Raw genomic sequence first — 24,932 nt, 5'->3', positions numbered from 1 at the left:
AGATTAGCTTTTCAGCACACTTAACGACTTCCCTTTTATTAGCTTATAGCCCACATTTTAGTTGTGCTCCGCAATTCGTGCAAGTATTACATCCGCCCATTTCCTGGACTTCACCTTTACGACAGACCGGGCAAGTGTTGCCCACTTCCGACCCAATCGTAACATTCGTCGAACGCAGTTCATTTATCGTATCGACCAATACGACTTTTTTCTTTACTTCCACATCTGTCAATTCGTCCATTTCGAGCTGTTCGTCCATTTGGTTTTCTTCCGCTTTGAGCGTGAGAACCTGACTGTCACGGCTGCCATCCACATATACTGTACCGCCTTTTGCTCCGCCTTTATATAGACGTTCATATACTTTTTCAACTTGTTCGACAGTATATCCTTTTGGAGCATTGACCGTTTTACTGATTGAGCTGTCAATCCAGCGTTGAATGATGCATTGAACATCCGCATGGGCTTCAGGTGCTAATTCCATAGCGGAAATGAACCATTTTGGAAGCTCTTCTGTATCAGCTTCTGGATGACGGTCCAAGTATTCCTGTACAATATCAGCCTTAACTTCAATGAATTTGCCCAGACGGCCGCTGCGGAAATACGTGAAGGAGAAATATGGTTCAAGACCTGTTGATACCCCAACCATCGTTCCTGTGCTTCCTGTAGGAGCCACTGTCAATAAATGAGAGTTACGGATGCCATATGCAGCAACGCTTTCCCTGATATCTTCCGGCATTTTTTCCATAAATCCAGTTTGTGTGAAACGCGTTCTAAGCTCATCGGTTTCTTTCTCCGTTGATCCGATCAGGAACGGGAAACTGCCTTTTTCTTTAGCAAGTTCCACGGATGCCCTGTAGGCTGTAGTCGCAATCGTTTCAAACACCTTGTCAACCAGAATATTTCCTTCTTCAGATCCGTATTCCGTTTCACAGTAGATCAACAGGTCATGCAGACCCATTACACCAAGTCCAACCCGTCGCTCGCCCAGTGCCTGTTTTTTGTTTTCATCCAAGAAATAAGGAGTTGCATCAATGACATTGTCCTGCATACGTACACCGACTTCGACGGTCTGCTTAAGTTTCTCGAAATTAACGGTTTTGCTATCTTTATCAGCCATTTCAGCCAAATTGACAGCAGCAAGGTTACATACTGAATATGGGGCCAATGGTTGTTCGCCGCATGGGTTCGTAGCTACGACCTGTTGACCGTATGCTTTGGCGTTTGTCATTTCATTAGCATTATCGATAAAGAAAATACCTGGTTCTGCAGAATATGTTGCACAAATGTTTATTAAGTTCCAAAGCTCCTTAGCCCGGATTTTACGGTAAACACGGACTTTGTGTCCCATTTTCTCCCATTGGCGAACATCACCGACTTTATGCCATTCTTGATTATAAGTAGCCATTTCTTCGGCATCATAGCTTTCAACATCAGGAAAACGCAATTCGTATTCCGCATCTTGTTCTGCCGCTTCCATAAATTCCTTTGTCAAGCATATCGAGATGTTTGCGCCAGTCAGAAAATCGGAATTATGGACACTGTACGTTCCGCCTGTACGGATCTTTTCCTCTGCATCCCTAATGATTTTTTCACTAAATCCACCTAGACCGGGAATTTCCTTATAATTGATGATTCCTTGATACATAGCCGTTTCCTGTTCGGTGTGCGGCGTGAATTTCAATTTATCCGTCGCATATTTCTTGATCGCCTCATCTTTAGTGTTTTCCACTAGGTAACGAAGGATTCTTGGATTTTGCATTTTAGAAATGATGAACTCTGCAATATCCGGATGCCAATCAGCAAGCATGATCATTTGCGCACCGCGTCTGCTACCGCCCTGTTCAACAAGATGCGTCAATTTCGCGATATCATCAAGCCACGACACTGAACCCGAGGATTTTCCATTAACCCCTTTTGCCAGAGTGTTTCTTGGACGCAGTGTCGATCCGTTCGTACCCACTCCGCCTCCGCGGCTCATGATTTCCATCACTTGTTTCCTGTGTTCTGAAATCCCTTCACGTGAATCCGGTACGAATGGCATCACATAGCAGTTGAAATAAGTAACATCCGTATTGGAACCAGCACCATATAATACCCGTCCTGCCGGAACAAAATTAAGGTTCTTTAATTCTTCATAGAATTTATTGAACCATTCCGTTCTTTTTTCTTCCGTGGTTTCCACTGAAGCCAAGCCCGTTGCATTACGTTTCGCAATTTGTTCATAGTATATTTCAAGCGGCTTCTCGATAATATCCAGCGGACGGTTTACAATCCCCGTCTCCACTTCTTCCGGATTATCCAATACGCCACGGAATTCTTCATCCACCAATACTTTGGCTTTTTTCGTTTCCCAATCTATTTCAACGATGTAACCGAGACCCCTTGCAGGGAATTTCGGATCTTCCTTAATCGTCAACACTACGAAATCGCCTGCCGAGAGTGTGATTTTTTCAGTATCCTTAAAAGAATAGCGGTCAAGCATGACTAGACGGGACACGCCCTTATGCGCCATTTTCATATCAGCAGTTACAGGGTGAACCTGGGGAAATAAAGAAATATCCTTATTCAACCTTTCTAGATCAACCTTTAAAGCTTCTTTTATTACAACCGACATAATTCCCTCTCCTTTATATGTTTCAAGATCCGTTCTTGCTGCCGCAAAAATCTATATGTAGCCTTACATGTCCGTTTCGCTTCACAAGTACCCTAAATTTATCATAGCGAAACCCAAAAATCAATATATAGTGTCGCATTAAATATTTCAACTACTATATATTGTGTTTGTTTTGAATAACATTTAATTTTGTCAAACGATAAATCAATTAATATAGTTAGCAAAAGGGAGGAAAATGTCGATTTACAATAATTTTTCATCAGATTTCAATTAATTTGGACCTTGCTTTTTCCCCATGCCTTTTAGGGCTTATCCCTGCAAGGAATAGCTTATTTGGTCAAACAAATCTGAAAAAACTTTTTTATTATCCACTCTAATTATCCTGCTGCTTTTCCTATCTCATGAAATTCCATTCATCGCTCTCATATTTGCTTTCTGCTATGGCCTTCACTTCCAGCAATTGCTGTTCGGTGAGGACGTATGGCTCTAAATCAATCGAAAGTCCATCGGCAAAACCTTTTTCGAAAGCATCTTTTGCTTCAGGGATGGTAATCTTTCTTCCGGCAATGTCATTTATGGCAACAGCTTTGTTTTTTAAATTCTTTTGCATTCTCTCTTTAACCCTGTCATTTGAGAATTTAAATACGCTAAAGAGTTTTTCATCATCTAGTTCAAGCAAAATGGCCCCGTGTTGAAGGATGACGCCCTTTTGCCTGGTTTGTGCACTGCCAGCGACCTTCCTGCCCTCAACAACCAGTTCATACCAGCTTGGAGCATCAAAGCAGACTGAAGACTTTGGCGCCTTTAAAGCCGCTTTTTCCTGTTCGGTCCGAGGCACAGCAAAATAAGCATCCAATCCAAGATTCCTGAACCCCATTAATATTCCTTCAGAAATGACACGATATGCTTCAGTAACGGTAGATGGCATTCCTGGATAAGATTCTGGAACGATTACGCTATAAGTCAATTCATGCTCGTGCAGTACCGCTCGTCCTCCTGTTGGTCTGCGAACAAAACCAAGACCCTGCCTTTTGACCTCTTCCATATCGATTTCCGCTTCTGCCTTTTGAAAATAACCAATCGACAATGTCGCTGGATTCCAACCGTAAAAGCGTATGATTGGCGGAATTTCCCCTTTGCTTTGCCAGTTTAACAGTGCTTCGTCCAGCGCCATATTAAAAGCCGGTGAACAATATCCAGAATCTATAAAACCCCATTTTTCCTTAGTCATCCTTACCCCTCATTTCAATAGACTGTTTTTCAGTAATTCCTTTATACCCCACTAAAAAACTCACATGTAGTAGTTTAACAGACTTTAACACTCTAAAAAAGAAAGTGCTATCAAGTCGATAAAGAATTTGATGAAAATTCTTTTTGATTATTGGGTAAAGCAATTATATAATAAGGATTGTCTGTAATCGTTTAGGTAGAAGGGGGTTTTTATGCTTGGAAATATTATATACACTGCTCATCATCATAGGAGTGGTTATTGCTTATTCACTTTTTAATTGGTACCGCCAGCGTAAAATCGTTAAAACATTAACACAGGACGAATTTATCGCTAACTACAGAAAAGTGCAGCTAATCGATGTGCGGGAACCGAATGATTTCGATAATGGTCATATCTTAGGCGCAAGAAACATCCCTATGACGCAAATGAAAACTCGCTTGGTCGAAATTAGGCCGGACAAGCCTGTATACTTGTACGCTCAAAGCGAAATCATCAGTGGAAGAGCTGCAGCCATGCTTTACAAAAAGGGCTACAGGGAACTTTTTCACCTAAAGGGCGGTTTCAAAATGTGGACCGGTAAAATCAAAGCAAAGAAATAAGGCCCCATCTTCGCATGGGCTCTTTTTGATCAAGAAGCCCTTCATGTACATCAAGGCTCTTGGACTTTGATAAATTCTTTCACAGGATACATAAACATGAAAAAATCCCCGCCGACAGGCAGGGATTTTTTCATGTAAGCTATCAGGCTAGGCTTGATAACGCAGAATCGGTTTTCTTGCAGCAAGAGTTTCATCAAGCCGCTTTATAACGGTTGTATGCGGGGCTTCCTGAACGATTTCCGGAGTTTCCTCCGCTTCCTTGGCAATCTGGATCATAGCATCGATGAACGCATCCAGCGTTTCTTTTGACTCCGTTTCAGTCGGTTCTATCATCATTCCTTCTTCAACGTTCAACGGGAAGTAAATGGTTGGCGGATGATACCCGAAATCCAGCAATCTTTTGGCTATATCTAGTGTCCTGACCCCTAATTTCTTTTGCCTGCGTCCGCTTAATACGAATTCATGCTTACAATGACGATTATATGGTAAGTCAAAATAAGGTTCCAATCTGCGCATCATATAATTGGCATTGATGACCGCATTCTCTGTGACGGCTTTAAGACCATCAGGACCCATTGAACGAATGTACGTATAAGCTCTCACATTTATCCCGAAGTTCCCATAATAAGGTTTTACCCTGCCAATGGATTGCGGGCGATCATAATCAAGAACGAATTGATCATCTTGTTTGACCACAAGCGGTTTAGGCAAATAGGGAATCAAATCCGACTTTACCCCTACAGGTCCGGAACCCGGACCGCCGCCGCCATGCGGACCTGTGAATGTTTTATGGAGATTTAAGTGAACCACATCAAAGCCCATATCACCCGGGCGTGCTTTTGAAAGCACTGCATTCAGATTGGCTCCGTCATAGTAAAGCTTCCCACCGGCATCATGGACAAGTTGTGCCATTTCCAAAATGTTCTCTTCAAACAATCCCAATGTATTGGGGTTCGTCAGCATCAAGGCCGCCGTATCCGGTCCGACAACACGCTTTAAATCCTCTAGGTCGACTAACCCATTTTCATCGGACTTCACTGTAATCGTTTCAAGTCCGGCAACAGTTGCAGAGGCAGGATTCGTACCGTGTGCAGAATCAGGTACAATCACTTTCGTCCGTTCTGTATCGCCATTCGCTTCGTGAAAAGCGCGAATCATCATCAATCCTGTCCATTCACCGTGTGCACCTGCTGCAGGTTGTAATGTTACTAGATCCATCCCTGTGATTTCCGTTAAATGTTCCTGCAAATCAAATAATAGTTCCAAGGCTCCCTGGACTGTAGTCGGGTCTTGATATGGATGGATATGGGCGAAACCGTTAAAGCGTGCCACATTTTCATTTATTTTCGGATTATATTTCATCGTGCATGAACCCAGCGGATAAAAACCCGAATCCACCCCATGATTCCGTTTGGAAAGTGCTGTATAGTGACGCATGATATCTAGTTCGGACACCTCAGGAAGCTCTGCCTCTTCTTCACGGATGTAGTCGGCAGGAAGAATTTCTTCGAGCGGAATAGTTGCAACATCCATTTCTGGCAGACTGTACCCGATTCGACCGGAAGTGCTGATTTCAAAAATGAGTGATTGATCTTGATTATTCATGTTGATCCCCCAATTCCTGCGCAAGTGCATCGATTTCTTCTATTGTTCTAAGTTCCGTTACCGCAACCAACATATGGTCTTTCAGCTCAGGATAAACCGTACCTAAATCAAAACCGCCAATCATCCCTTTTTCAAAAAGGTTTTTATTGATTTCTGAAAACGAAGCAGGCAGTTTAATGACAAATTCATTAAATGAAGGACCGTCGAACATCACTTCTATCCCTTTTGCCTTTATAGCTTTTTTCGCATAATGCGCTTTTTGAATATTTTGCACGGCCATTTCTTTGACACCCTTTTTCCCAAGCGCTGTCATTGCAACAGAAGCTGCCAAGGCATTCAACGCTTGATTGGAACAAATGTTGGATGTGGCCTTATCACGGCGAATGTGCTGCTCACGAGCTTGAAGCGTTAGCACAAACCCTCTTTTTCCATTTTCATCCACCGTTTGACCGACGAGTCGGCCCGGGACTTTCCTTACAAGTTTATTCGTGACGGCAAAATATCCGCAATGAGGTCCACCAAATGCCGCTGGTATGCCAAATGGCTGAGCATCTCCCGTCACGATATCTGCACCGAGTGAACCAGGGGGTGTCAAAGCCCCAAGTGCAAGCGGATTACTGGAAACGATAAACATGGACTTGACGCCATGAATGATTTCTTCCATTTCTTTCAATGGCTCTATTCGACCAAAAAAATTCGGATATTGAACAATCACTCCTGCAATGTCATCATTCATTAATTCCCTTAAAGCAGCCATGTCCGTCACACCGTCTTTATAAGGAATTTCAATCACTTCCACGCGTTGCCCTTTCGCATATGTCTTCACAACTTCTCTTGATTCAGGGTGAACTGCTCCTGAAATGAGAATCTTCTTGCGCCGTGTCTGACCTGAAGCAAGCATGGCCGCCTCAGCTAGCGCAGTCCCGCCGTCATACATGGAGGAGTTAGCTACGTCCATACCCGTCAATTGACAAATCATCGTTTGATATTCAAAGATGGCCTGCAGCTCACCCTGTGAAATTTCAGGCTGATAAGGTGTATAAGCCGTATAAAATTCAGAACGGGAAAGAACGTGATCGACGATGACCGGTGCATAATGGTCATAGACACCCGCACCAAGGAAGGAAGCATAGTTTTTAAGATCCGCATTCTTGGCAGCAAGCCTTGATAATTCTTTCATTAATGCAGGTTCCGATTTAGCAGGTTTGATATCGTATTCTCCTTGAAAGCGAACACTTTCAGGGATATCATTGAAAAGTTCTTCAACAGCAGGTACCCCTATAACTTCCAGCATTTCTTGTTTATCTTGCTCTGTCATGGGTAAATAACGATGTTTCATCTAATGACCATTCCCCTCTATTTACGTGGTTTTTTATAAAAAGGTGTTTGTATTATAACGGCTTTCAAACGTTTGGAACGGATTTCCACTTCAACTTCCGCATCCAGCACCGAATATTCTTTATCGATAAGTACCAATCCTACGTTTTTCTTCAGCGTTGGTGATTGGGTACCAGTCGTGACCTCCCCAATGACTTTGTCCCCGCTGTAAACCTTATACCCATGACGAGGAATGCCACGGTCAATCATTTCAATTCCCATGAGCTTGCGGGGTGCCCCTTTCTCCTTTTGTTCAGCAAGAACGGCTTTCCCGAAAAAATCGGCTTCCTTATCCACTTTTACCGCAAAACCAATCCCGGCTTCTATTGGAGTAATGTCCGCTGAAAGCTCCTGCCCATACAGCGGCAGCTTCGCTTCAAAACGCAGTGTATCACGAGCACCTAAACCAATCGGCTGTATCCCTTCTTCCTTTCCGGCATCCAAAATCGCCTTCCAAAGGGCAGGGCCGTTTTCACTGTCGCTATATATTTCAAAACCATCTTCACCAGTATATCCAGTACGGGATACCAACGTGGAGATACCATTTATCATGACATTTTCCTTGAACTTGAAAAATCCAATTTCACTTAAGGTAGTATTTTCCGAAAGTTTTTGCAATATCTTCTCTGCAGATGGTCCTTGAAGTGCTAGCTGTATATAGTCACTCGATACATTCGTAATTTGGACATCTTCCGTTAGATTAGCTTGCAGCCAATCGAAATCTTTTTCTGTATTCGCTGCATTGACCACGAGCAGATAGTCGTCTTCCGCCCTTTTATAAACGATGAGATCATCAACCGTCCCGCCGTTTTCGTAACACATAGTCGTATATTGGGCACCGCCCGTTTGCAGCTTTGATATATCATTCGTCAGCATCTTCTGTAAAAAGGAAAGACTCCCAGGACCCTTAACATCAACTTCCCCCATATGCGAAACGTCGAACAAACCCGCTTTTGTACGTACCGCTTCATGTTCGTCCTTTATACCCGAAAATTGGACAGGAAGTTCCCAGCCGCCAAAATCAATCGTTTTCCCTCCGCATTCACGATAAACCTCAAATAGTGGTGTTCTTTTTAAATTGGTCAAAAAATGACCCCCCTCAGATTTTTTAAAATTAAATTGGCTTCATTATCAAAAGCTTTTTGTCCTTACGCATCAGATATCCTGATTCATGATGTGAAAAAAGCACAAAAAAGGACAGAGAAAGCCCGTTTGAGCTTTTTCTCTGTCCTGAAACCTGAAAGTTTACCTATATAATAGGTTTTCCCCTTTGGTGGCCGTCCCAAACGGGCGGCGCTCTCCAGAGTTGCGTCCAATAAGAGTTCTTTTGCCTGAGAGATTCACTGCTAAGTTTGCTCCTTCGGCGCTACATCCGTAGTCTCTCCCCTTATCTTCACCCGCATATAATGGTCTACCAATGAAATTAAGTGAATAAGCCCCACCCATTAGTAAAACCTTTGAGCATCTTGGAATGCCTTCTCTGCCAAATCTCCAAAAACTTCAGAAACCGTTTGAATGATCTCCTTCAGTAAATTTTGGATAAAGCAGGTGCCTATAGCCCATACTAAGAAAACGCGAACTGCCATCGATACAAAGATTCTTTTTAGCGTTTGGAAATTGGAATTTTCTAAATATACTTATATCCTACCCTAAGAAACTTATCTCTGCAATATCTTTTGAAGAGAAATATTTTTCTTACTTCACATATGAAATGTTCGGGTTTTGACCTTATATTAAGGAATTTATGATTTAAGAGGGAGTTATTTCTATGAAAATCAATATATCCTTCAATTCTGAATGGAATGACGAGTTTTTACAAAAGATGGATAATGACGGTCCATGGGGAAATTGGGAACTATATAAGTTGGCGGTTCAAATGGAGGAAAATCTCATCATCCCTGATTTTGAAGGTTTACAGGCACCCAAGCACCTTCCTCAGTTAACCCCGCTTCCCCATCAATTGGAAGCTGCAAAGCAAGTGGTCGAAAAGATGAATGGAAAGGCTATTTTAGCAGATGAGGTAGGGCTCGGAAAAACAATTGAAGCCGGCTTGATCCTCAAGGAGTATATGATCAGAGGCCTTGTAAAGAAGGTATTGATCCTTGTACCGGCTTCCCTTGTAACACAATGGGCTTTTGAATTGAATACGAAGTTTCATATTCCGGCAGTCGTTCAGAGAAAAAGTTATGTCTGGGACTCCTGTGATGTGGTCATTTCATCCATTGATACAGCGAAACGTGCACCACATCGTGATATCATTTTCAATCAGGAATATGACTTCATCATCATTGACGAAGCTCATAAACTTAAAAATAATAAGACGAAAAACTATGAATTCGTCCAAAATCTGAAAAAGAAATTTTGTTTACTTCTGACAGCTACTCCCATTCAAAATAAAGTTGAAGAAATTTTTCACCTCGTTTCGTTATTGAAACCAGGCCACTTAGGAAATGCCTCACTCTTTTCGGAAAAATATAAAGGGAAAGGCCGGAACATAATTGAAGATGAACACCTAAAGGAATTGGTCAACACGGTTATGATTCGAAACCGGAGGGCCGATACTGGTATTGAATGGACAAAAAGGCATGTGGAAACCATCACCATTGAATTTTCTCCAACCGAGCAAGCATTGTACGATGCTGTTTCCAAATTCAAACCTATTTCTGATGGAACAAAAGGAAGCTCCTTTTCTGCTCTCACTCTCCAAAGAGAAGCCTGCAGCAGCAGAGAGGCGGTCTTTTATACTTTAAAAAACATGAAAGCCAAATACGACCAGCCTACCCCTGACTTTTTGGCAAAGCTTGATGATTTATTTTCAAAGGTGAATGAAACGGTTCAGAACTCCAAGGCTGAAAAAGCTTTGGAACTGATCAAGAAAATTGATGACAAAGTGATTATCTTTACCGAATACCGAGCGACTCAGCTTTATCTACAATGGTATCTGCAACAGAATGGAATTTCTTCAGTCCCTTTTCGAGGCGGATTTAAACGTGGAAAGAAAGACTGGATGCGAGAATTATTCCAAAAGAAAATACAGGTATTAATTGCAACAGAAGCTGGCGGGGAAGGAATAAACCTTCAGTTCTGCCATCACTTGATTAATTTTGACCTGCCATGGAACCCCATGAGGCTTGAGCAAAGAATTGGGCGGATTCACCGCCTTGGACAAGAAGAAGATGTCAGAATTTACAACTTTGCCACGAAAAATACTGTTGAAGAACATATTCTAAAGTTACTATACGAAAAAATTAATTTATTTGAAAAAGTAATTGGTGAATTAGATGATATTCTAACCAAACTGGATATTAACAACATTGAAGAATATTTAATTGATGTGGTCGGCGAGTCCAAAACAGAGGGCGAAATGAAAGTCAAGATGGATAATTTTTCATCGTTGATCCAATTCGCTCAATCCATGAAGGAAGGTGAGGTTCATGCAGCAACAGGAAATTCATGATTTTTTAATAACTTATTTTAACGCCAATGATTGTGAAATACTGGATAATAAACCAACCCACCTCACAGTTCAACTAACGATAGAAATGGATAAAGAATTAATGAACCGGCCCTTTTATTGGCACTACCTGGAAAAAACGGGTGGCATTCCGAACCCAGCCCAGATGACTTTCATTACCGATCCAGAACAAGCCCCACCCGACCTAAAGGGAGAAATGATTCATTTTGGCTCCCCTCGCCTCCATCAGATTATTCAATCAACAAAAAAGCTAGCAGGGTATACTAGACTTTTTGAGGATACTCCTCAATCAATGGGCAGGAATAATCCATTGTTTCCTTGGCTTACCCTGAATGTGAAAGTATCCTATCAATGCGATCGTAAAAAAGATACTTTTATGTCCATTGGATTGAATTTAATCTCGGGCGAAATCATGGAAGGATTTCACCATCGGGTTTTACCGATTAAGGTCACCCCCAAAATACCGGATTACTCCTTTACGCTTTCACCGCTCATCATGCCGAAGAGTGGATTGGCAAGACTCGATACATACATTAGAACGAGTTTCGAGGATGATGACCATTCTTGGGCGGAAGAAGCCATGCTGCGCTGGCAGAATGACTTAAATTTATTGGAGCATTTTTACAAGGATATGGACGAAAAAAGTGAAAGTTATTTTACCGAAAAAGAAGCCTTAAAAGCTCAATATGAACCGAACATCCGAATATCGATCATCAACGGAGGTTTATTTTACCTTTCAGATAGGGCGTTGGGATAGTAAAAACGATGCTAAAAAACAGATGTCCTAAGTTTAGGACATCTGTTTTATTTTTTGATATTTTTCCTTACGAACATCGACAAAGCAAAAGGGACAATGCCAAACCAATGGGATATACCCTGATTTTTATCCTCTTTTCTATGACGGCGCTTTTCTTTTCGTTCTTTTTTGGTCAGATTAAAATACTCGACAAGCTGTTGCGTCAGATATTTAATATAAGCGTTTGTAGACATATAAAATCACCCTATGAAAAGTATGCCCTGCTAGCGCTTCTTTTAATCCTTCACTTGTTCCTTAAACACGTAAAATCGTTGAAAATGGGTCAGCGTTTTAAAAAGAGAGTTGATCTTTGAGTATTACATAGCCTGCTTTTCTATCCATTCTATCACTCTCCCCGCTTCTTTATCGTATTGAATGATGACCCTGCCAACGCGGCCATTTTTAGTTGTGGAAGAAAACTCGATATAGACGTAAGGACCGTCTTGCTTCGTCAAGGTATACCGCACCATACCATTTGGGTATGAGATTTCCCCCTGAATGATTTCCGGGATCACTTCCCCTAACTCTTCCGTCACATCCTTAACAGCGAGATGTACAAGATGGTCGGCCACAAGCGATTCTTCCACTTCTTTATAAAACCTTTTATCGAGGATAAATTGATCGATCATTAATATCGTCAACATGATGAAAACACTTGCTACAATCATTACCATCGGGAGAACGACTCCTTTTTGATTATTCATCGACTTTCTTCACATTATGAAAGAAAGGATGAAATCTTCGACTGAAAGTAGTCCCTGCTTTATCCGTTATATTTATCACAATGACACCGCCATCCTTCTCAACCCGGAATTCCGAAATGTTCTGCAAGATGACCTCATGCCCCATTCCATTCACTTGTCTTCGGACCTTATCTTCATATTGTTCAAACGCTGATAATTGCTCACCTGAAAGCAAATATAATTTATTTCCCATTACATCCTGATCTTTGGAACTCCGGACCTCCTGCTTCATTTGCATGGTAAAGACCTCCCACTCTTTAGGATGCAATTTATCAACGGACCCCATTTGGGTGTGAATGATAGAAAAAAGCTGTAGAACAAAAAGGGACGTCGTCATTAAAATCATTAAAGAAAAAAGCATTTCGATCATCGTAAAGCCATCATTTTTTCGCAGCATCACAAATGGATTCCAGATTACCCGATTCATCTTCATAACGTACACACCCTTCAATCATTCCCGGGAAATCCCCATGGTCCTTCCAAACCAATTCATAGGATCTTTTTTTGTAAATGATTTCCTGACCAACTGCTTGTATCTCCCCATCCATGAACGCCGTCAATCTTTCATATAATAAATGGTGGGCTTCTGTCCTTACGACAATATCTTTCCGATCCATCAATAACTCTTCAAGAATTGGTAAAATGGCAAGGACCATGAAAATACAAACGGAAAATGCGGCAATAATCTCAAGGTAGACGTAACCCTTACAATTTCTCAATCCTGAACCTCCCTTTACCGATATTGAGGACCAATTTGTACTTTCCTTTTGAAGTATCAACCATCATTGTTCCAGCTTTTGAAGTATTTCCATACTGATTAAAATGAAAGCTAAACCCTAATGTTCCACTTAAAAACTGTATATCCTCTGGTATGCTTCTCTCTAGAAGAGTTCCGTCCTTATAAGACGAAACGCTATAAACCTTATTGGTATTATCAACATGGAGGTAAATCAAGCTCTCATGACTGATGGCATACTGTTGTGCGTAGAAAAGATCTTCATGGAATTGAGAGATGAATAACCTGATCTCCATCCCTTTAGTGAAGCTTGGATATAAATTTGGGCTTATGGAAATCAGGAGTATAAAAATAACGAGGACAATAAGGGTTTCAGACAGGGTATACCCCCCATTGGAATGCCGTATATTCACTTTTCTCCTACTCAACGACCGTTACCTTTCCTTTGTTATCCAAACTAATATCATTCCCATTAGGACAAGATGTCTGTTTGAGATAGCCTTGGCTTTCCAATTCATCGATACTTACAGGCAGTTTAGCATTATCAATCTCATATGCCTGAACCTGCGCTTGAGCCATCTTCACGAATGCTTCACACCCTTTAGAGTGGACAGTGGCTTGATGCTTTGTGATATTTGGGATTGTAATAATCAAAAGAATAGATATTACAAGTAAAACAATAAGCATCTCAATTAGTGTAAAACCTCGTTCATTCATCATTTTCTTCATCATATCATCCTGCTCCTGAAACCATCTGACACCAGGTGATTTCAGAGCAATTTCACCTCCAGAATGCAATACTAAATCCTATATACCTTCGAGCAGAGAGAACATTGGCAACAAAACCGCTAAATAAATGGAAACGATCATAAGACCTATCAAGGAAAACATAAGAGGCTGAATGATTTTCAATATTGCATTCATTCTCTCTTCAATTTTCTCGAGTAAAAAACGACTGTAATGATGCAGCTCCGCATCCAGCCTGCCGTATTTTTGACCATTTGCAGCAACCACCGGTAAGTTTCCATCGAAATAGGGGAGCTCCTGAAAGATCATTTCAAGCGATCTTCCCTCGGTCAGATCATCCTTAATGATCGAGCATAGTTTTTGGTAAAAAGGCTGTTGCTGATTTTTAGAGAATAATTTGATGCTTTCGTTAATGGATAGTCCTCCGGAAAGCAAGCCACTGACTTGGCTTGCAAAGAAATAAGTTTCGTATAACTTGATGAAGGTCCCGAATATCGGAATGCCCATCAAAATCCGCCGCTGCCTTAATGGGCATAATCCATTGAACCAAAATCGTTTGAGCACATACAGGAATAGGATCAATCCGAGGAAAATGAAGGGGAGGACTGGGAGAATGAATGTAGAAGCTGACAGTAATTTCAAGATTACATTCTGATCGACATCCATCGTGAAATAGATCGCCTGAAATTTAGGAAGGAGAACACTCTGAAGTATATAAAAAACGATGCTTACAAAAAAGACTAAGAATACGGGATATACCATTAACTTTTTTACTTTATCCATATCCTCCGTTCTTTTCTTCCAATATTGCCCTCCCTCTTTCAACGCCCGATCCAGGTCGCCGTATTGCTCTCCATAAAATATATAACTTACAAGCTGCGGATGAAAATTAAGGTGGATTAGCACCTGGTGCAACGGATATCCATTCCTTAAATCCTTTATGGCCTGAGCGAAATCTTCCGCTTTCTTCTTCGATTCCTGAAATTCGAGAAAATGCAATGCGTCCGCCAAGGGATAACCATGACTTAATAAGTCCCCTAATTTCGAAATAAAGACCGCCTGTTCTTTTAGCTTCCATTTACTTTTTTGCTTCATCGTATACCAGCCGTTCATATTCCCGTGAATCCACATAGCCCATTGCAATCGCTTTCCCTATTTCATCCTTCAATTGGCGGTAGCTGACCGTACCCTTTACTTTTTCATCCCCCATCATCCGGAGGACATTGGCCATGCTTTTTCCATAAAGCAATTCATACACACTTGCCCTTTTATTCCTGGCAGTCATTTGGCAAGCAATAGCACAGTCGCCTTTACATGGAAGACATTTCAATTCAACCAGTCGCTGTGCTGTCACGCCAATCAAACTCTGTTCAATTTCAAGCAGGCTGACACCAAATTCAAGTAACCTGGAGATAGCGCCCTGTGCATCCCTTGTATGCATGGTTGTAAGTATCAAATGACCGGTTAATGCGGCACGAACTGCAATTTTGGCCGTTTCGGCATCCCTGACCTCCCCAACCATAATCACATCTGGATCATGCCTTAGCACAGCTTTTAGTCCGACAGAATAAGTAATGCCTGCCTTTTCATTGATTTGGACTTGCAGTACCTTTTCGGATACATTTTCAATGGGATCTTCAAGTGATATGATATTTCGATTGATCATCTCATGGGCATGATGAAGCAGGGAATATAGTGTCGTGGTTTTTCCACTGCCGGTCGGACCGGTAAATATGAGCATGCCATGGGAATGCTTCAGAAGTGCAATCAATTTTTGAACGGTGTTTGGAAATAAGGATAACTGTTCTAGAGGAAGGATATTCTGTTGGGGTATTAAGCGGATGACCAAGCTTTCGAGATAGGCAGTGGGTAAAGTGGAAAGGCGGAGTCCAACCACTTGGTTAGCCAAATTGATGGTGATTGCACCACTCTGTGGCCTCCTTTTCTCGCCTATATCCATTGCAGCAAGGAACTTCAAATGGGCTATCAGCCTTTCAGCTTCAAAGAATGATATGGTTTCCTGAGGAACGAGCTTATTGTCTATCCTGAATTGGATGAGGGGCCCCTCCCTGCGAAAAAAAATGTGGATATCCGAAGCCGATGACAGTATGGCACTGGTAAGTATTTTTTCTGCGGTCTTTTCAATCGATATCAAAACATTCATCACCTCCTATGTTTCTTGTTGGATAAATTCGACAATCCACGACAAATTCCTGCTTATCAATAAAAAAAATCCCCGAAAAAATTTCGAGAATTGATTTACATGCTCATTTTCAAATCAAGCCTTTGTGAAACCAAATTTCTTAATGCGTCCTCATTATGACCAATCACCAGTTTTTTCCCGTAAATGAGGATGGGCCTTCTTAATAACCTTGGTTCTTTTGTTAATAATTGGATGACATCAGAAATCATCATTTCGTCAATATTAATATGTAAGCCTTTGTAAGCTTCACTTTTTGTTGCTAAGACTTCATCAAGTCCTTCCGTTGTCAATTCAAGAATTCTTTTTAACTCCGCTTCTGTTGGAGTCTCTCTGAATAAATGTCGCTCATCGAAGGAAACATGATTGGCTTTTAACCATTTTTTTGTTTTTCGGCAAGATGTACAACTTGGGTACGAAAAGAAAGTTAACTGTTCCATACTAATCCACCCCGTTCACATTTTGTATATATTTATAATCCTTACAATAACTGTATAATATTTGTATAATCATTGTACACCACTTTACCTTTTAAAACCGTTTAAATTGTGAATTTTTTTTAAAACTAAAGGGACTTTATCATATCTATTATTCCATTTTTTTCTGTCTGCATTATAATGAACATAGTTAAACTATGGAACCGCAGGAGGAAATAATGGAACAAACGTTAAAAGTAACAAACGTGTTAGCAGATCCCACCAGATATTATATATACCAACATATTGTGGACAATCATGGGGATGTATCGGTACAGCAAATCGCCGATACCTTTAAAATCCATCCAAATGTTGCCCGTCTACATTTGTCAAAACTGGAGGATGTGGATTTGTTGACCTCGGATGCCCGTAAGACGGGGAAAGGCGGCCGCCCTAGCAGACTTTATCGTTTGTCTGATAAAGTCATTCAGCTTCATTTTCCATATAGGGACTATCAGCTGCTTTCAAGGATTGCAATCCAGACGATGATGAAATTAGGGGAACAAGGAAAACAAGCTCTTTATGAAACGGGAAAAGTATTCGGAGAGGAATTGATCAATCAGCAACTAGCCTTGAACTCAACGCCGATTGATAGACTTGCTTTTTCGGAAAGAGTCAACATGCTTAAAAATGCTGCCAGCATTGCTGGGTTATCACCCGAAATACAAGCTAGCGAAGAAGAAAATAAAATATACTTTCGTATCTTCAATTGCCCATTTAAGGAAGTTACCGAAGTAGAGCCAGGTACAATCTGTTCCATGCACAATTCATTTTTAAAAGGTATGTTCGAAGCCTTGTTTGACAATGTCAATATTGTGGAATTAGAAAATATGATGTCTAATTGCACAACATGCTCTTATCAGGCATCGGTTCTCACATAGAAACAAAAGGCATCCTTTACATTACCTTACAATTTCATTTATAATTATTTAGAATGTACACGACTAGACATAAGGAGGGATTCGGATGGAACGCATGTTCAGAGTATGTGGATTTTGGACAGGGATTATGGCAATTTTCTTTTATCTTGGCCATATGCATCAAACGTCTTTACTTTTCTTTGCACAAACCGGCTTTTTTGTACTTTTAAGTTATTTGAAATTATCTGAGCGCATGTATATTTATGTTTTCGGCGCCTATCTTACCGTTTTCTTTGCAGGATTTTCCTACTGGAGCGTATTTATGATGACTCCGGGTACTGCGCATTAAGAACAAGCAATATTACATAACCCATGAATTTTGATTCATGGGTTTTTACCTGTCCTCATTCAGGAAGGACCCTTGCCTCTTCAGCTAAATTCTTCGATTGAAGCAACACTCTGAAATGTTCACTATATCCCCCTGGAAAGATTAGCCCCCGAATTGCACGGTTACGCTTCGCCGTTTCGGAAAATGGATCAGTCTCTTTGTGATCCTTCAATTCCTCAAGGATCCCAGTTTTAAGCAGGAATTCATTTTGAATATAAAGCCCCTGATCGGAAACCCCCCTTCTTTTTCCAATTTCGATTAATGTGTCAAAATGGATATGTGTCGTCAAATCCATATCACCTGGATACATAAGTGCATCTTTCATCATTTCATGCTGATAATAGCCCCTCAAGCTCCCATGAAGATGAGCTGGCTCCTTCCATTCCCTTTCGGTATAACCATAATCAATTGTAAGGAGAATACCCGATTCGATACGGGAAACAATCTTCTCATATTCCTGGACCATTTTTAGCGGAACTTCGTATCGTTGTTTTTCAATTAATGTGATAGTCCGTTCTGTAAGGTAAGAGAGTATGTCAGGGTTGATCAATGGTTCCCTCACTTCCACCAAATCGCCTTCCTTTTCAGTGACGAATATCTCTACAAGGGCTCCTTCATACTTTTCAATGACATGTACAGGCAAAGCATCGAAGAGTTCGTTTGAAAAGACGATTCCATTTACATTCGTCCATTTGTCTAAACTGGAAGCAGAAACTGCCTGTTTGAACATCCCCACACGTTCTTGCTGAATCTTTCTATGATACGGACTGCCATCCACAAGGATATAAGTCAGAGATTCCCATATCAACGGTTCCGTTTCTTTAATGAAAACGAGGATATCATAAGCCAACTTACCGTCCCCTGCGCCTACTTCGATGATTCTTGGTGAAACTCCGCACATTTTTATCAAATAAACGAACCATCTGGCCAGTGACCTCCCAAATGCATCCCCAACATTACCGGACGTATAAAAATCCCCTTTTGAGCCAATCTTCATTTTTGGGCGCACATAGTAGCCTATATTTGGTGTATACAATACAGCATCCATATAGTCATGATAGGAAATTCCCTTTTGGGGGCTGTTTGCAATCAATTCCTTCAAGTGATCTTTCAACACAATGCCTCCGTCTCTAATTATTGGAACTTAAATCTTCCATTTTCTTTATAAAGCTATGTGTTTTGTCATGAATTAGTTTCTTTATCGACAATCATGCACAAAAGGTTATTCAAACCATATATTTAAAGTTCATAAAATGTTCAATTTTTCATAACACCATTCATTTTTCAAAAGTAAGAAATATTCCACTCCCAGGAAGGCCCGTAAATTCCCGTGAGCCTTTTTATCACCCGCCATTCCCAAATCACGAAAATAGACAAAACATTTATTATATTCAGTATAGTTCCGAAAATGAACCATTTCAATATTTTTACATTATAAGAACTTAAAATAAAACAGGTGCCATATATGGCACCTGCAAAAGTCATTATCTCAAAAAGGGATTGGTATTCTTTTCATCTAAAATGGTCGTGACAGGCCCATGACCCGGAAAAACGATGGCATCATCAGGAAGTGTCAGCAGCTTCGTATCAATGCTTTTCAACAGCACTGCCTCGCTTCCGCCTATTAAATCGGTTCTGCCAACGCTGCCCTGGAACAAGACGTCCCCTGAAAAGAGGAGACGTTCCTCCTTCACATAATACGAAACGCTCCCTGGAGAGTGTCCGGGGGTTTCGAATACTTCAAAAGTGAATCCACCAATAGTAAGTTCTTGCTCATTTGCCAGGATATGATCGGCAGGCTTCATTCGCATTGGATTTTCAGGGAACCAGTTTTGGGAACCATTTAAAGCGGGATCAAGCAGCCACTTGGCCTCTTTTTCGTGAATATATGCTGGGATCTCATAATGGTCCCGAATAGCATCGAGAGCACCGATATGGTCAAAATGTGCATGTGTCAATAAAATCGCTAAAGGCTTTAATTTTTTTGTCTGTATGTACTGTATGATTTTCTGAGGCTCTTCACCCGGATCGAAAATGATGCAATCCTGTCCATTGGAAACTACATAACAATTCGTTTGCAGCGGTCCTAGAGGAATTTGTGTCCATTTCATTTCCATCACTCCAATATGATTTTCTATCTACATCTTACACCAATTCACGCGCTAATGTTAATCCAGTTTACTCAAGTCATAGAAGTATCACCTTTTAAGCCTCGACAAATAATTAAAAAAATATTAAGATATTAACAAATGCAATCTTTTCTACATATTTTTGGTAGTTGCTTTATTCTCTGGGTATATTATTAGAGATTAGGTATTCATTACGGAAAAAGGGGGTTTTGATATGATATTAATGGTTGTTTTCGGACTTGTGGCTATTCTAGGGCTAGCAGCTGTATTTACCACATTAAAAAAGAGAAACTTCTTAGGATTCATTTTTGCAGCCGGCAGTGCAGTCGTGTTTGGCTGGTTCACTGTCATGACTGTCATCAACAGCGGTTTTCCTGTTGCCCATTAAAGAAAAAGCTCGCCATCCGGCGAGCTTTTGTTTTAGGTCATTATGTTTGTTTGAACAATCTTTGTATTTGATGGGTTTTCATATCAATGATTTTCTCAAATTGATATCCATATAAGCAGAGGTTGCCATCAAGCGAACAGCTTAATGGTTCATTTTCCATATCCTTCATCAATTCTTCTTGTGTGCCTTTTGCCCAATTTAATTTAGTTAAGGTAAACCTTCCCTCATATTGGTCTGCATCTTTTGATTCATTAGGAATAAACGTTATGAATTCCTGTTTTTTTTCATTGATATCATAAGATGGAATCACCCAATCTGAAAAGCTTTTCAATAGTGGCACGGAAAAAGAGTGGATCGGCTTGTTTGTTGAATCATAAAATGCATATGTACCCCGATCTTGTTTTTCTGTCTCCACTTGAATCGTCATCAGCGCTTGTTTCATTTTTTTAAAGTGAATGACATCGAGCATAAGGCTGTCCGCCCCATCACCATTCAGCGCCTTTCTTTCTAAGGGAGCCGTCAAAGCAGGTTCTTCCCTATTCCAATCGAGAAACATCAATTCCTTTTCACTTGCCCATTGTGCAAAGGGCTGCGGAAAGTCCAATGGTTCCATCGTTTGATCATCTGGTTTCAACACATAGCTGCTGTATGTCCAATCTTCATAAAAACTCGATAAAAACAACATGCCATCTTGAAATGAATTCCACTCATAAGCTAATTCATAAGCTGGGATCGAAACCGAATAAAGCGGATTTCCTGTTTTATCAAGTATTGTGATTGATGCTTTCCCCGAAGAAGTGAAGGACGATACCAAAATATGCGTACCAGACGGACTGATTGATACTTCAGAAAACGCAAAAGCCGGCTGATAGAAAACGGAAGTGTCATTCGTTTCCATATTCCATGCCATCAACTGGGATAATTCATTACCATCCCGCTTCACAGAATATAAAATGGTTTTAGAATCCAGCCATCCATAAATGGCTTCGATTTTTTCCGTTTCTGCAGTTGGGACCTTTAATTTGCTTACTGAAGTTTCCAGTTTAGATTGGGAGTGTTCTTTTTCCGTATCATTTACGGGTTTACTAAGGTCCTTGGAAGGCTCACAAGCCGTGATAAGAAGGATAGTGGAGATAAATAATGGGACGAAACACAACATCTTACAGATGGAAAGCCGCATACAAAGTGCTGCTTTGGATACTTTAATCCCCACACACCTCCCACTTCAAAAATAAACGCCTGGCATATGTGAGCGAGACATTAGAAAGAGCGTAAGGATTACAATCGAACCCTTACGACTTTCATTATAAAGTAAAAAAGAGAAAAAGTGGCGATTAATTACCTTGTATTTTTTTGGAAGTATATTCCTTAGAAAAATGTCATCACATATACAAGCCTGCCATCAAAATCTTAACGGTATCTTCATATATACCAGGCAAATGGGATAAGGGAAGTGGATTGATGCCCTTTCCCAGCTCAATTGTAAATCCGCCACGTTTGAATTCCTGAATGAACCAATCTTTATACCCAGCATGGCTATCAACGTATTGAACCCCCCGATATCCGCTGCGCTCCTCAAACTCCCTTGCAACATTCGCTGCCTGTTCAGGTTCATGTCCTTCATATCCCCAATAGAATTCCTTTCCCTGTGTGTGAAGTGCTAGCACTCTTTCAAAATTCCGCCTTTTTGCCAGCTCCTTCATGGCCAATGCTTCTGGTTCAGATAACGCGATATCTCCTGGATAATCCCTCGGAGCAGGGGCTTTAGGAATCTTTCTTTGCTTTTCAATTTCCCAATTGGCCGGATATTGATTATTCAGGTCTACACCACGGATATTGGCTTTCCAAGCATAAAAGGCAGGATTACCATTATTCATTTTTAATACATCTACTTTCCCCTCTGCCGCCTCCTCCCCCTTTAGGACTAGCTCGACACCATCGGGATTCACCATTGGAACCATCGAAATAGTAACATCCCGATAGAAAGGCATACAATCCATTCCGCATAATGTACGATCATTCGTTACTGCCAACAGCAAATCATTTAGCCATTTCATCAAAACCGCCGAAGTGATCCATTCATTTGCATGAAATGAACCATTATAATGTATAACCTTATCACCTTTACCGACCCTCACCTCAAGAAGTTCTTTTCCTAATACACTCCTCCCAATCGATTCAACTTTTATGAAGGGGTAATGAAAAGAAAGAATATCAAGGTCGTCAAGAAGTGTTTGATAATCATAGGGCTTTTCAGTGACAAGCATGGGATGCATGACTCTGACGGGTACGGAAAATGGTTTTTGTTCACCTTGATTCAACAACAATATCGCATCGATTGGCAATTGATATTGTAAAGCGATATCGGAAAAAGCGATATCTAGCCGGGACTCTTCCTGAATAACGAACCCCGGTATTTGCACTTCCATGCCATTTGGCAAAATCCCTCCCGTAATGGAGGGATTGGCATCCTCAATCAAGCCTCGTGGAACTTGGAACAATTGACTATAATATGCCAAATCATCCCCGCTTCTGCTCACAACTTTCATTCAGCCTCCGCCCCTTTCATTGTTTAATCTTTATGAAACGAAAGGCCGAAAGATGTTCAGGGAGTCTCCCGTGTTTCAAATTGAATGGCGATCCTCCTTTAATGGTCCCGATTTTCCTCACAAAAACAAAAAAACCTGGATTCCAGGTTTCCATTTTCAATGTTGCTCATAAAATCGGAGCAAGTCTCCATATATTATTTTATCGGAGTAATCGAGTTCCTGCTTCGCCTTTTCCAAATACTTCTCACATGGACCCTTGTCCGTCGTCGCTCCGGTCTTTTTATCATAGCAGGTATCCATCGTATACAGATGATCCTTCGTGATGAAACTGCTATCGCGAAGAACGGTGAATTCTATTTTCTCTTCGGAAAATAAATCTTTGCCGAATTCGATATAATCATCATTTTCAACCCCCAATAAATGCAGGAGAGTCGGCCTTACATCAATTTGACCGGAAACGGTGGAAATCGTTTCTCCCTTCTGTCCGGGGACATGTATGATCAGCGGGACACGCTGAAGTTGGATGGATTCGAACGGCGTGATTTCCTTACCGAGGAACTGGCTCATGGCAGAGTTGTGATTTTCCGAAATACCATAATGGTCCCCATATAATACAATAATCGAATTCTCATATATTCCATCACGTTTCAAATCGCCGATAAATCGTTCCAAGGCTTCGTCCGTATAACGTACGGTTGGAAAATACTGATTCACGGTTTTGGAATTCGAATCGTATGGTTCCAATGTTCGGTCTTCTTCATTCAAAGTGAATGGGAAATGATTGGTCAACGTAATGAGTTTGGCATAAAAAGGCTCCGGCATACCCTTCAAGTGAGCGATTGATTGCTGGAAGAACGATTTATCATTCAAACCCCAATTGATGGAATTCCTTTCAGAGACATTGTATTCATCACTATCATAAAACCGCTGGTACCCAAGTGAATCGTACATCATGTCACGATTCCAAAAGCTTTTACTATTGGCATGCAAGGAAGCCGTATAGTAACCTTTTTCCGTTAAGATTTCGGGGGTGGCTTTGTATTCGTTTTGGGCATGCGTGAAAAATACTGCACCTCTACCTAAAGGATAAAGGGAATTCTCAATTATGAATTCTGAATCAGAGGTTTTCCCCTGGCCAGTTTGGTGATAAAAGTTATTGAAATAATAGCTCTCTTTAATGAATTCGTTCAGAAAAGGAGTGATTTCTTCCCCGTTCACTGATTTATTGATGACAAAGCTTTGAGTGGATTCCAATGATACAAGAATCACATTTTTGCCTTTTGCCAAACCATATAGATCATCATTAACCGCTTTTTGATTGGCACGGATATAATTTTCAATTTCCGCCAATTCACTGCCATCCGCAAGAGCGCGTTGAGCTGATGATTTCGTCTGTAATATTGCATCATAGAGATGATAATGGTACGTACCTATATTCTTAACGAGGATTTCGCGGTCAAACGTTCGTGTCAGGAGTTCAGGACGCTCCGCTTCCGCTAAGGCTAGATTAAAGAATGTCACTCCCAAAGCCATTAACATAAAGAATTTACGATCCTGTGGATTGTATGAACGGTCGTGGAATATTTTCGGTTTGTATTTCACCAAAAGCATCAAGAACAGAATATCGGCAAAATACAAAAGGTCACCCGGATTGATCAATTCATGTACACTGCTTCCGAGGGCGCTCATATTGCTCGTTTGAAAAAGAACGGGAATGGTTAAAAAGTCATTAAAAAAGCGAAAAAAAACAAGATTCGCAAACAGGACAAGGGTGATGAAAAAGCTCATAATCAGTAAGTATGCTGTCCGCCCTTTTCCTTTTAAAAATATATTTACGCCAAGAGTAAGTAATAGGAAACTGACCGGATTGATGAATAATATGAACTCCTGGACCCAATTTTCAATATCCATCTCAAAACTCGTTTTATAAGCAATGTATGTTTTAAGCCAAAGTGATATTAATACGACCCAAAACAATGAGTATCCTTGATTTTTGAAGACCCTTTTCAATCCCGGTCC

At 40.8% G+C, this 24,932-nt stretch carries 25 protein-coding genes and 2 riboswitches; of the genes, 6 read left to right on the top strand and 19 right to left on the bottom strand.

All coding sequences use genetic code 11. The features are described from left to right. Positions 1-43 precede the first annotated feature (43 nt). Together ACQKKK_RS02805 and ACQKKK_RS02800 are read right to left on the bottom strand one after the other, a co-directional pair. Positions 44-2,614: a vitamin B12-dependent ribonucleotide reductase gene (locus ACQKKK_RS02805; protein ID WP_427613894.1), complete on the bottom strand. Its 2,571-nt coding sequence runs from the start codon at positions 2,612-2,614 to the stop codon at positions 44-46. A gap of 394 nt (positions 2,615-3,008) precedes the next feature. Continuing rightward, positions 3,009-3,845 (bottom strand): lipoate--protein ligase family protein, encoded by an 837-nt coding sequence (locus ACQKKK_RS02800; RefSeq protein ID WP_427613892.1) that lies wholly within the window; start codon positions 3,843-3,845, stop codon positions 3,009-3,011. A 215-nt stretch (positions 3,846-4,060) separates the two neighbouring features. Here ACQKKK_RS02800 and ACQKKK_RS02795 point away from each other — a divergent pair, with 215 nt between their 5' ends. After that, a complete protein-coding gene (locus tag ACQKKK_RS02795; RefSeq protein WP_427613891.1) occupies positions 4,061-4,444 on the top strand; it encodes a rhodanese-like domain-containing protein in 384 nt (127 codons plus the stop codon). A 147-nt stretch (positions 4,445-4,591) separates the two neighbouring features. On the opposite strand, the gene gcvPB is transcribed toward ACQKKK_RS02795, so the two are convergent. From gcvPB to gcvT, 3 genes are read right to left on the bottom strand one after another with little or no spacing between them, the layout of a single operon-like run. After that, positions 4,592-6,049 (bottom strand): aminomethyl-transferring glycine dehydrogenase subunit GcvPB, encoded by a 1,458-nt coding sequence (gene gcvPB / locus ACQKKK_RS02790; protein WP_427613889.1) that lies wholly within the window; start codon positions 6,047-6,049, stop codon positions 4,592-4,594. Continuing rightward, positions 6,042-7,388: an aminomethyl-transferring glycine dehydrogenase subunit GcvPA gene (gene gcvPA, locus ACQKKK_RS02785; protein WP_427613887.1), complete on the bottom strand. Its 1,347-nt coding sequence runs from the start codon at positions 7,386-7,388 to the stop codon at positions 6,042-6,044. The genes gcvPB and gcvPA overlap by 8 nt, the downstream gene beginning before the upstream one ends. 17 nt (positions 7,389-7,405) lie before the next feature. After that, positions 7,406-8,512 (bottom strand): glycine cleavage system aminomethyltransferase GcvT, encoded by a 1,107-nt coding sequence (gcvT, locus tag ACQKKK_RS02780; RefSeq protein ID WP_427613885.1) that lies wholly within the window; start codon positions 8,510-8,512, stop codon positions 7,406-7,408. Positions 8,513-8,649: 137 nt separating this feature from the next. Next, positions 8,650-8,732, bottom strand: a riboswitch (glycine riboswitch). A 3-nt stretch (positions 8,733-8,735) separates the two neighbouring features. Then, positions 8,736-8,823, bottom strand: a riboswitch (glycine riboswitch). Between the two features lie 371 nt (positions 8,824-9,194). Between gcvT and ACQKKK_RS02775 the strand changes: the two genes are divergently transcribed. Continuing rightward, the gene (locus ACQKKK_RS02775; RefSeq protein ID WP_427613883.1) at positions 9,195-10,883 is read left to right on the top strand and encodes a DEAD/DEAH box helicase; all 1,689 of its coding nucleotides are present in this window, start codon (positions 9,195-9,197) and stop codon (positions 10,881-10,883) included. Then, entirely contained in the window at positions 10,861-11,658 is a 798-nt protein-coding gene (locus ACQKKK_RS02770; protein ID WP_427613881.1) for a YqhG family protein, read from the top strand. Before ACQKKK_RS02775 ends, ACQKKK_RS02770 begins: the two co-directional genes overlap by 23 nt. Positions 11,659-11,705: 47 nt before the next feature. Here the strand turns inward: ACQKKK_RS02770 and ACQKKK_RS02765 are convergent, their stop codons facing one another. The 9 genes from ACQKKK_RS02765 to ACQKKK_RS02725 form a co-directional block, all read right to left on the bottom strand. Beyond that, positions 11,706-11,891 carry a YqzE family protein gene (locus ACQKKK_RS02765; RefSeq protein ID WP_427613879.1) on the bottom strand — a complete coding sequence of 62 codons (186 nt, stop codon included), beginning with the start codon at positions 11,889-11,891 and terminating at the stop codon, positions 11,706-11,708. Between the two features lie 123 nt (positions 11,892-12,014). Then, positions 12,015-12,401: a competence type IV pilus minor pilin ComGG gene (gene comGG, locus ACQKKK_RS02760; RefSeq protein ID WP_427613877.1), complete on the bottom strand. Its 387-nt coding sequence runs from the start codon at positions 12,399-12,401 to the stop codon at positions 12,015-12,017. Further along, on the bottom strand, positions 12,394-12,873 hold the full coding sequence (gene comGF, locus ACQKKK_RS02755) for a competence type IV pilus minor pilin ComGF (protein ID WP_427613875.1): 480 nt from the start codon (positions 12,871-12,873) through the stop codon (positions 12,394-12,396). Before comGF ends, comGG begins: the two co-directional genes overlap by 8 nt. After that, positions 12,821-13,159, bottom strand: a complete 339-nt coding sequence (locus ACQKKK_RS02750; protein WP_427613873.1) for a hypothetical protein — start codon at positions 13,157-13,159, stop codon at positions 12,821-12,823. Before ACQKKK_RS02750 ends, comGF begins: the two co-directional genes overlap by 53 nt. Beyond that, a complete protein-coding gene (gene comGD / locus ACQKKK_RS02745; protein ID WP_427613871.1) occupies positions 13,146-13,589 on the bottom strand; it encodes a competence type IV pilus minor pilin ComGD in 444 nt (147 codons plus the stop codon). The genes ACQKKK_RS02750 and comGD overlap by 14 nt, the downstream gene beginning before the upstream one ends. Before the next feature lie 7 nt (positions 13,590-13,596). Beyond that, positions 13,597-13,905 carry a competence type IV pilus major pilin ComGC gene (comGC, locus tag ACQKKK_RS02740; protein ID WP_427614059.1) on the bottom strand — a complete coding sequence of 103 codons (309 nt, stop codon included), beginning with the start codon at positions 13,903-13,905 and terminating at the stop codon, positions 13,597-13,599. Between the two features lie 78 nt (positions 13,906-13,983). Then, entirely contained in the window at positions 13,984-15,018 is a 1,035-nt protein-coding gene (gene comGB / locus ACQKKK_RS02735; RefSeq protein ID WP_427613870.1) for a competence type IV pilus assembly protein ComGB, read from the bottom strand. Beyond that, the gene (comGA, locus tag ACQKKK_RS02730) at positions 15,002-16,078 is read right to left on the bottom strand and encodes a competence type IV pilus ATPase ComGA (RefSeq protein WP_427614057.1); all 1,077 of its coding nucleotides are present in this window, start codon (positions 16,076-16,078) and stop codon (positions 15,002-15,004) included. Before comGA ends, comGB begins: the two co-directional genes overlap by 17 nt. A 104-nt stretch (positions 16,079-16,182) precedes the next feature. Then, on the bottom strand, positions 16,183-16,563 hold the full coding sequence (locus ACQKKK_RS02725) for a Spx/MgsR family RNA polymerase-binding regulatory protein (protein WP_427613868.1): 381 nt from the start codon (positions 16,561-16,563) through the stop codon (positions 16,183-16,185). A 215-nt stretch (positions 16,564-16,778) separates the two neighbouring features. Here ACQKKK_RS02725 and ACQKKK_RS02720 point away from each other — a divergent pair, with 215 nt between their 5' ends. Next, the gene (locus tag ACQKKK_RS02720) at positions 16,779-17,480 is read left to right on the top strand and encodes a helix-turn-helix transcriptional regulator (protein ID WP_427613867.1); all 702 of its coding nucleotides are present in this window, start codon (positions 16,779-16,781) and stop codon (positions 17,478-17,480) included. Between the two features lie 85 nt (positions 17,481-17,565). Then, positions 17,566-17,808 carry a DUF2626 domain-containing protein gene (locus ACQKKK_RS02715; RefSeq protein ID WP_053346950.1) on the top strand — a complete coding sequence of 81 codons (243 nt, stop codon included), beginning with the start codon at positions 17,566-17,568 and terminating at the stop codon, positions 17,806-17,808. Between the two features lie 55 nt (positions 17,809-17,863). On the opposite strand, the gene ACQKKK_RS02710 is transcribed toward ACQKKK_RS02715, so the two are convergent. Both ACQKKK_RS02710 and ACQKKK_RS02705 read right to left on the bottom strand, forming a co-directional pair. Beyond that, positions 17,864-18,961 (bottom strand): class I SAM-dependent methyltransferase, encoded by a 1,098-nt coding sequence (locus ACQKKK_RS02710; protein ID WP_427613866.1) that lies wholly within the window; start codon positions 18,959-18,961, stop codon positions 17,864-17,866. A gap of 370 nt (positions 18,962-19,331) precedes the next feature. Then, complete coding sequence (locus tag ACQKKK_RS02705) at positions 19,332-19,958, bottom strand: MBL fold metallo-hydrolase (protein WP_427613865.1); 627 nt, start codon at positions 19,956-19,958, stop codon at positions 19,332-19,334. A gap of 232 nt (positions 19,959-20,190) precedes the next feature. Here ACQKKK_RS02705 and ACQKKK_RS02700 point away from each other — a divergent pair, with 232 nt between their 5' ends. Further along, a complete protein-coding gene (locus tag ACQKKK_RS02700) occupies positions 20,191-20,364 on the top strand; it encodes a DUF2759 domain-containing protein (protein WP_081108857.1) in 174 nt (57 codons plus the stop codon). A gap of 40 nt (positions 20,365-20,404) precedes the next feature. Here ACQKKK_RS02700 and ACQKKK_RS02695 read toward each other — a convergent pair whose 3' ends face one another. The 3 genes from ACQKKK_RS02695 to ACQKKK_RS02685 form a co-directional block, all read right to left on the bottom strand. Next, a complete protein-coding gene (locus tag ACQKKK_RS02695; RefSeq protein ID WP_427613864.1) occupies positions 20,405-21,577 on the bottom strand; it encodes a hypothetical protein in 1,173 nt (390 codons plus the stop codon). 169 nt (positions 21,578-21,746) lie between these two features. After that, positions 21,747-22,913 carry a M14 family metallopeptidase gene (locus tag ACQKKK_RS02690; RefSeq protein WP_427613863.1) on the bottom strand — a complete coding sequence of 389 codons (1,167 nt, stop codon included), beginning with the start codon at positions 22,911-22,913 and terminating at the stop codon, positions 21,747-21,749. A gap of 156 nt (positions 22,914-23,069) precedes the next feature. Further along, positions 23,070-24,923 (bottom strand): LTA synthase family protein, encoded by a 1,854-nt coding sequence (locus ACQKKK_RS02685; RefSeq protein ID WP_427613861.1) that lies wholly within the window; start codon positions 24,921-24,923, stop codon positions 23,070-23,072. Between the last annotated feature and the right edge of the window lie 9 nt (positions 24,924-24,932).

This window comes from Peribacillus sp. NPDC006672 (assembly GCF_050274955.1).
Taxonomy (GTDB): domain Bacteria; phylum Bacillota; class Bacilli; order Bacillales; family DSM-1321; genus Peribacillus.
Note: the sequence above shows the minus strand (reverse complement) of the source record. Positions and strands in the feature narration are given on the sequence as shown.

Excerpts from the sequence above, each read along its gene's own strand:
- gcvPB (WP_427613889.1), bottom strand. The coding sequence starts at position 6,049 with ATGAATAATCAAGATCAATCACTCATTTTTGAAATCAGCACTTCCGGT.
- ACQKKK_RS02690 (WP_427613863.1), bottom strand. The coding sequence starts at position 22,913 with ATGAAAGTTGTGAGCAGAAGCGGGGATGATTTGGCATATTATAGTCAA.
- gcvPA (WP_427613887.1), bottom strand. The coding sequence starts at position 7,388 with ATGAAACATCGTTATTTACCCATGACAGAGCAAGATAAACAAGAAATG.
- ACQKKK_RS02705 (WP_427613865.1), bottom strand. The coding sequence starts at position 19,958 with ATGAAATGGACACAAATTCCTCTAGGACCGCTGCAAACGAATTGTTAT.
- comGB (WP_427613870.1), bottom strand. The coding sequence starts at position 15,018 with ATGAAGCAAAAAAGTAAATGGAAGCTAAAAGAACAGGCGGTCTTTATT.
- ACQKKK_RS02800 (WP_427613892.1), bottom strand. The coding sequence starts at position 3,845 with ATGACTAAGGAAAAATGGGGTTTTATAGATTCTGGATATTGTTCACCG.
- ACQKKK_RS02770 (WP_427613881.1), top strand. The coding sequence starts at position 10,861 with ATGCAGCAACAGGAAATTCATGATTTTTTAATAACTTATTTTAACGCC.
- ACQKKK_RS02700 (WP_081108857.1), top strand. The coding sequence starts at position 20,191 with ATGATATTAATGGTTGTTTTCGGACTTGTGGCTATTCTAGGGCTAGCA.
- comGC (WP_427614059.1), bottom strand. The coding sequence starts at position 13,905 with ATGAAGAAAATGATGAATGAACGAGGTTTTACACTAATTGAGATGCTT.
- ACQKKK_RS02775 (WP_427613883.1), top strand. The coding sequence starts at position 9,195 with ATGAAAATCAATATATCCTTCAATTCTGAATGGAATGACGAGTTTTTA.
- ACQKKK_RS02805 (WP_427613894.1), bottom strand. The coding sequence starts at position 2,614 with ATGTCGGTTGTAATAAAAGAAGCTTTAAAGGTTGATCTAGAAAGGTTG.
- comGF (WP_427613875.1), bottom strand. The coding sequence starts at position 12,873 with ATGAAGATGAATCGGGTAATCTGGAATCCATTTGTGATGCTGCGAAAA.
- ACQKKK_RS02765 (WP_427613879.1), bottom strand. The coding sequence starts at position 11,891 with ATGTCTACAAACGCTTATATTAAATATCTGACGCAACAGCTTGTCGAG.
- ACQKKK_RS02715 (WP_053346950.1), top strand. The coding sequence starts at position 17,566 with ATGGAACGCATGTTCAGAGTATGTGGATTTTGGACAGGGATTATGGCA.
- ACQKKK_RS02725 (WP_427613868.1), bottom strand. The coding sequence starts at position 16,563 with ATGGAACAGTTAACTTTCTTTTCGTACCCAAGTTGTACATCTTGCCGA.
- comGG (WP_427613877.1), bottom strand. The coding sequence starts at position 12,401 with ATGAATAATCAAAAAGGAGTCGTTCTCCCGATGGTAATGATTGTAGCA.
- ACQKKK_RS02720 (WP_427613867.1), top strand. The coding sequence starts at position 16,779 with ATGGAACAAACGTTAAAAGTAACAAACGTGTTAGCAGATCCCACCAGA.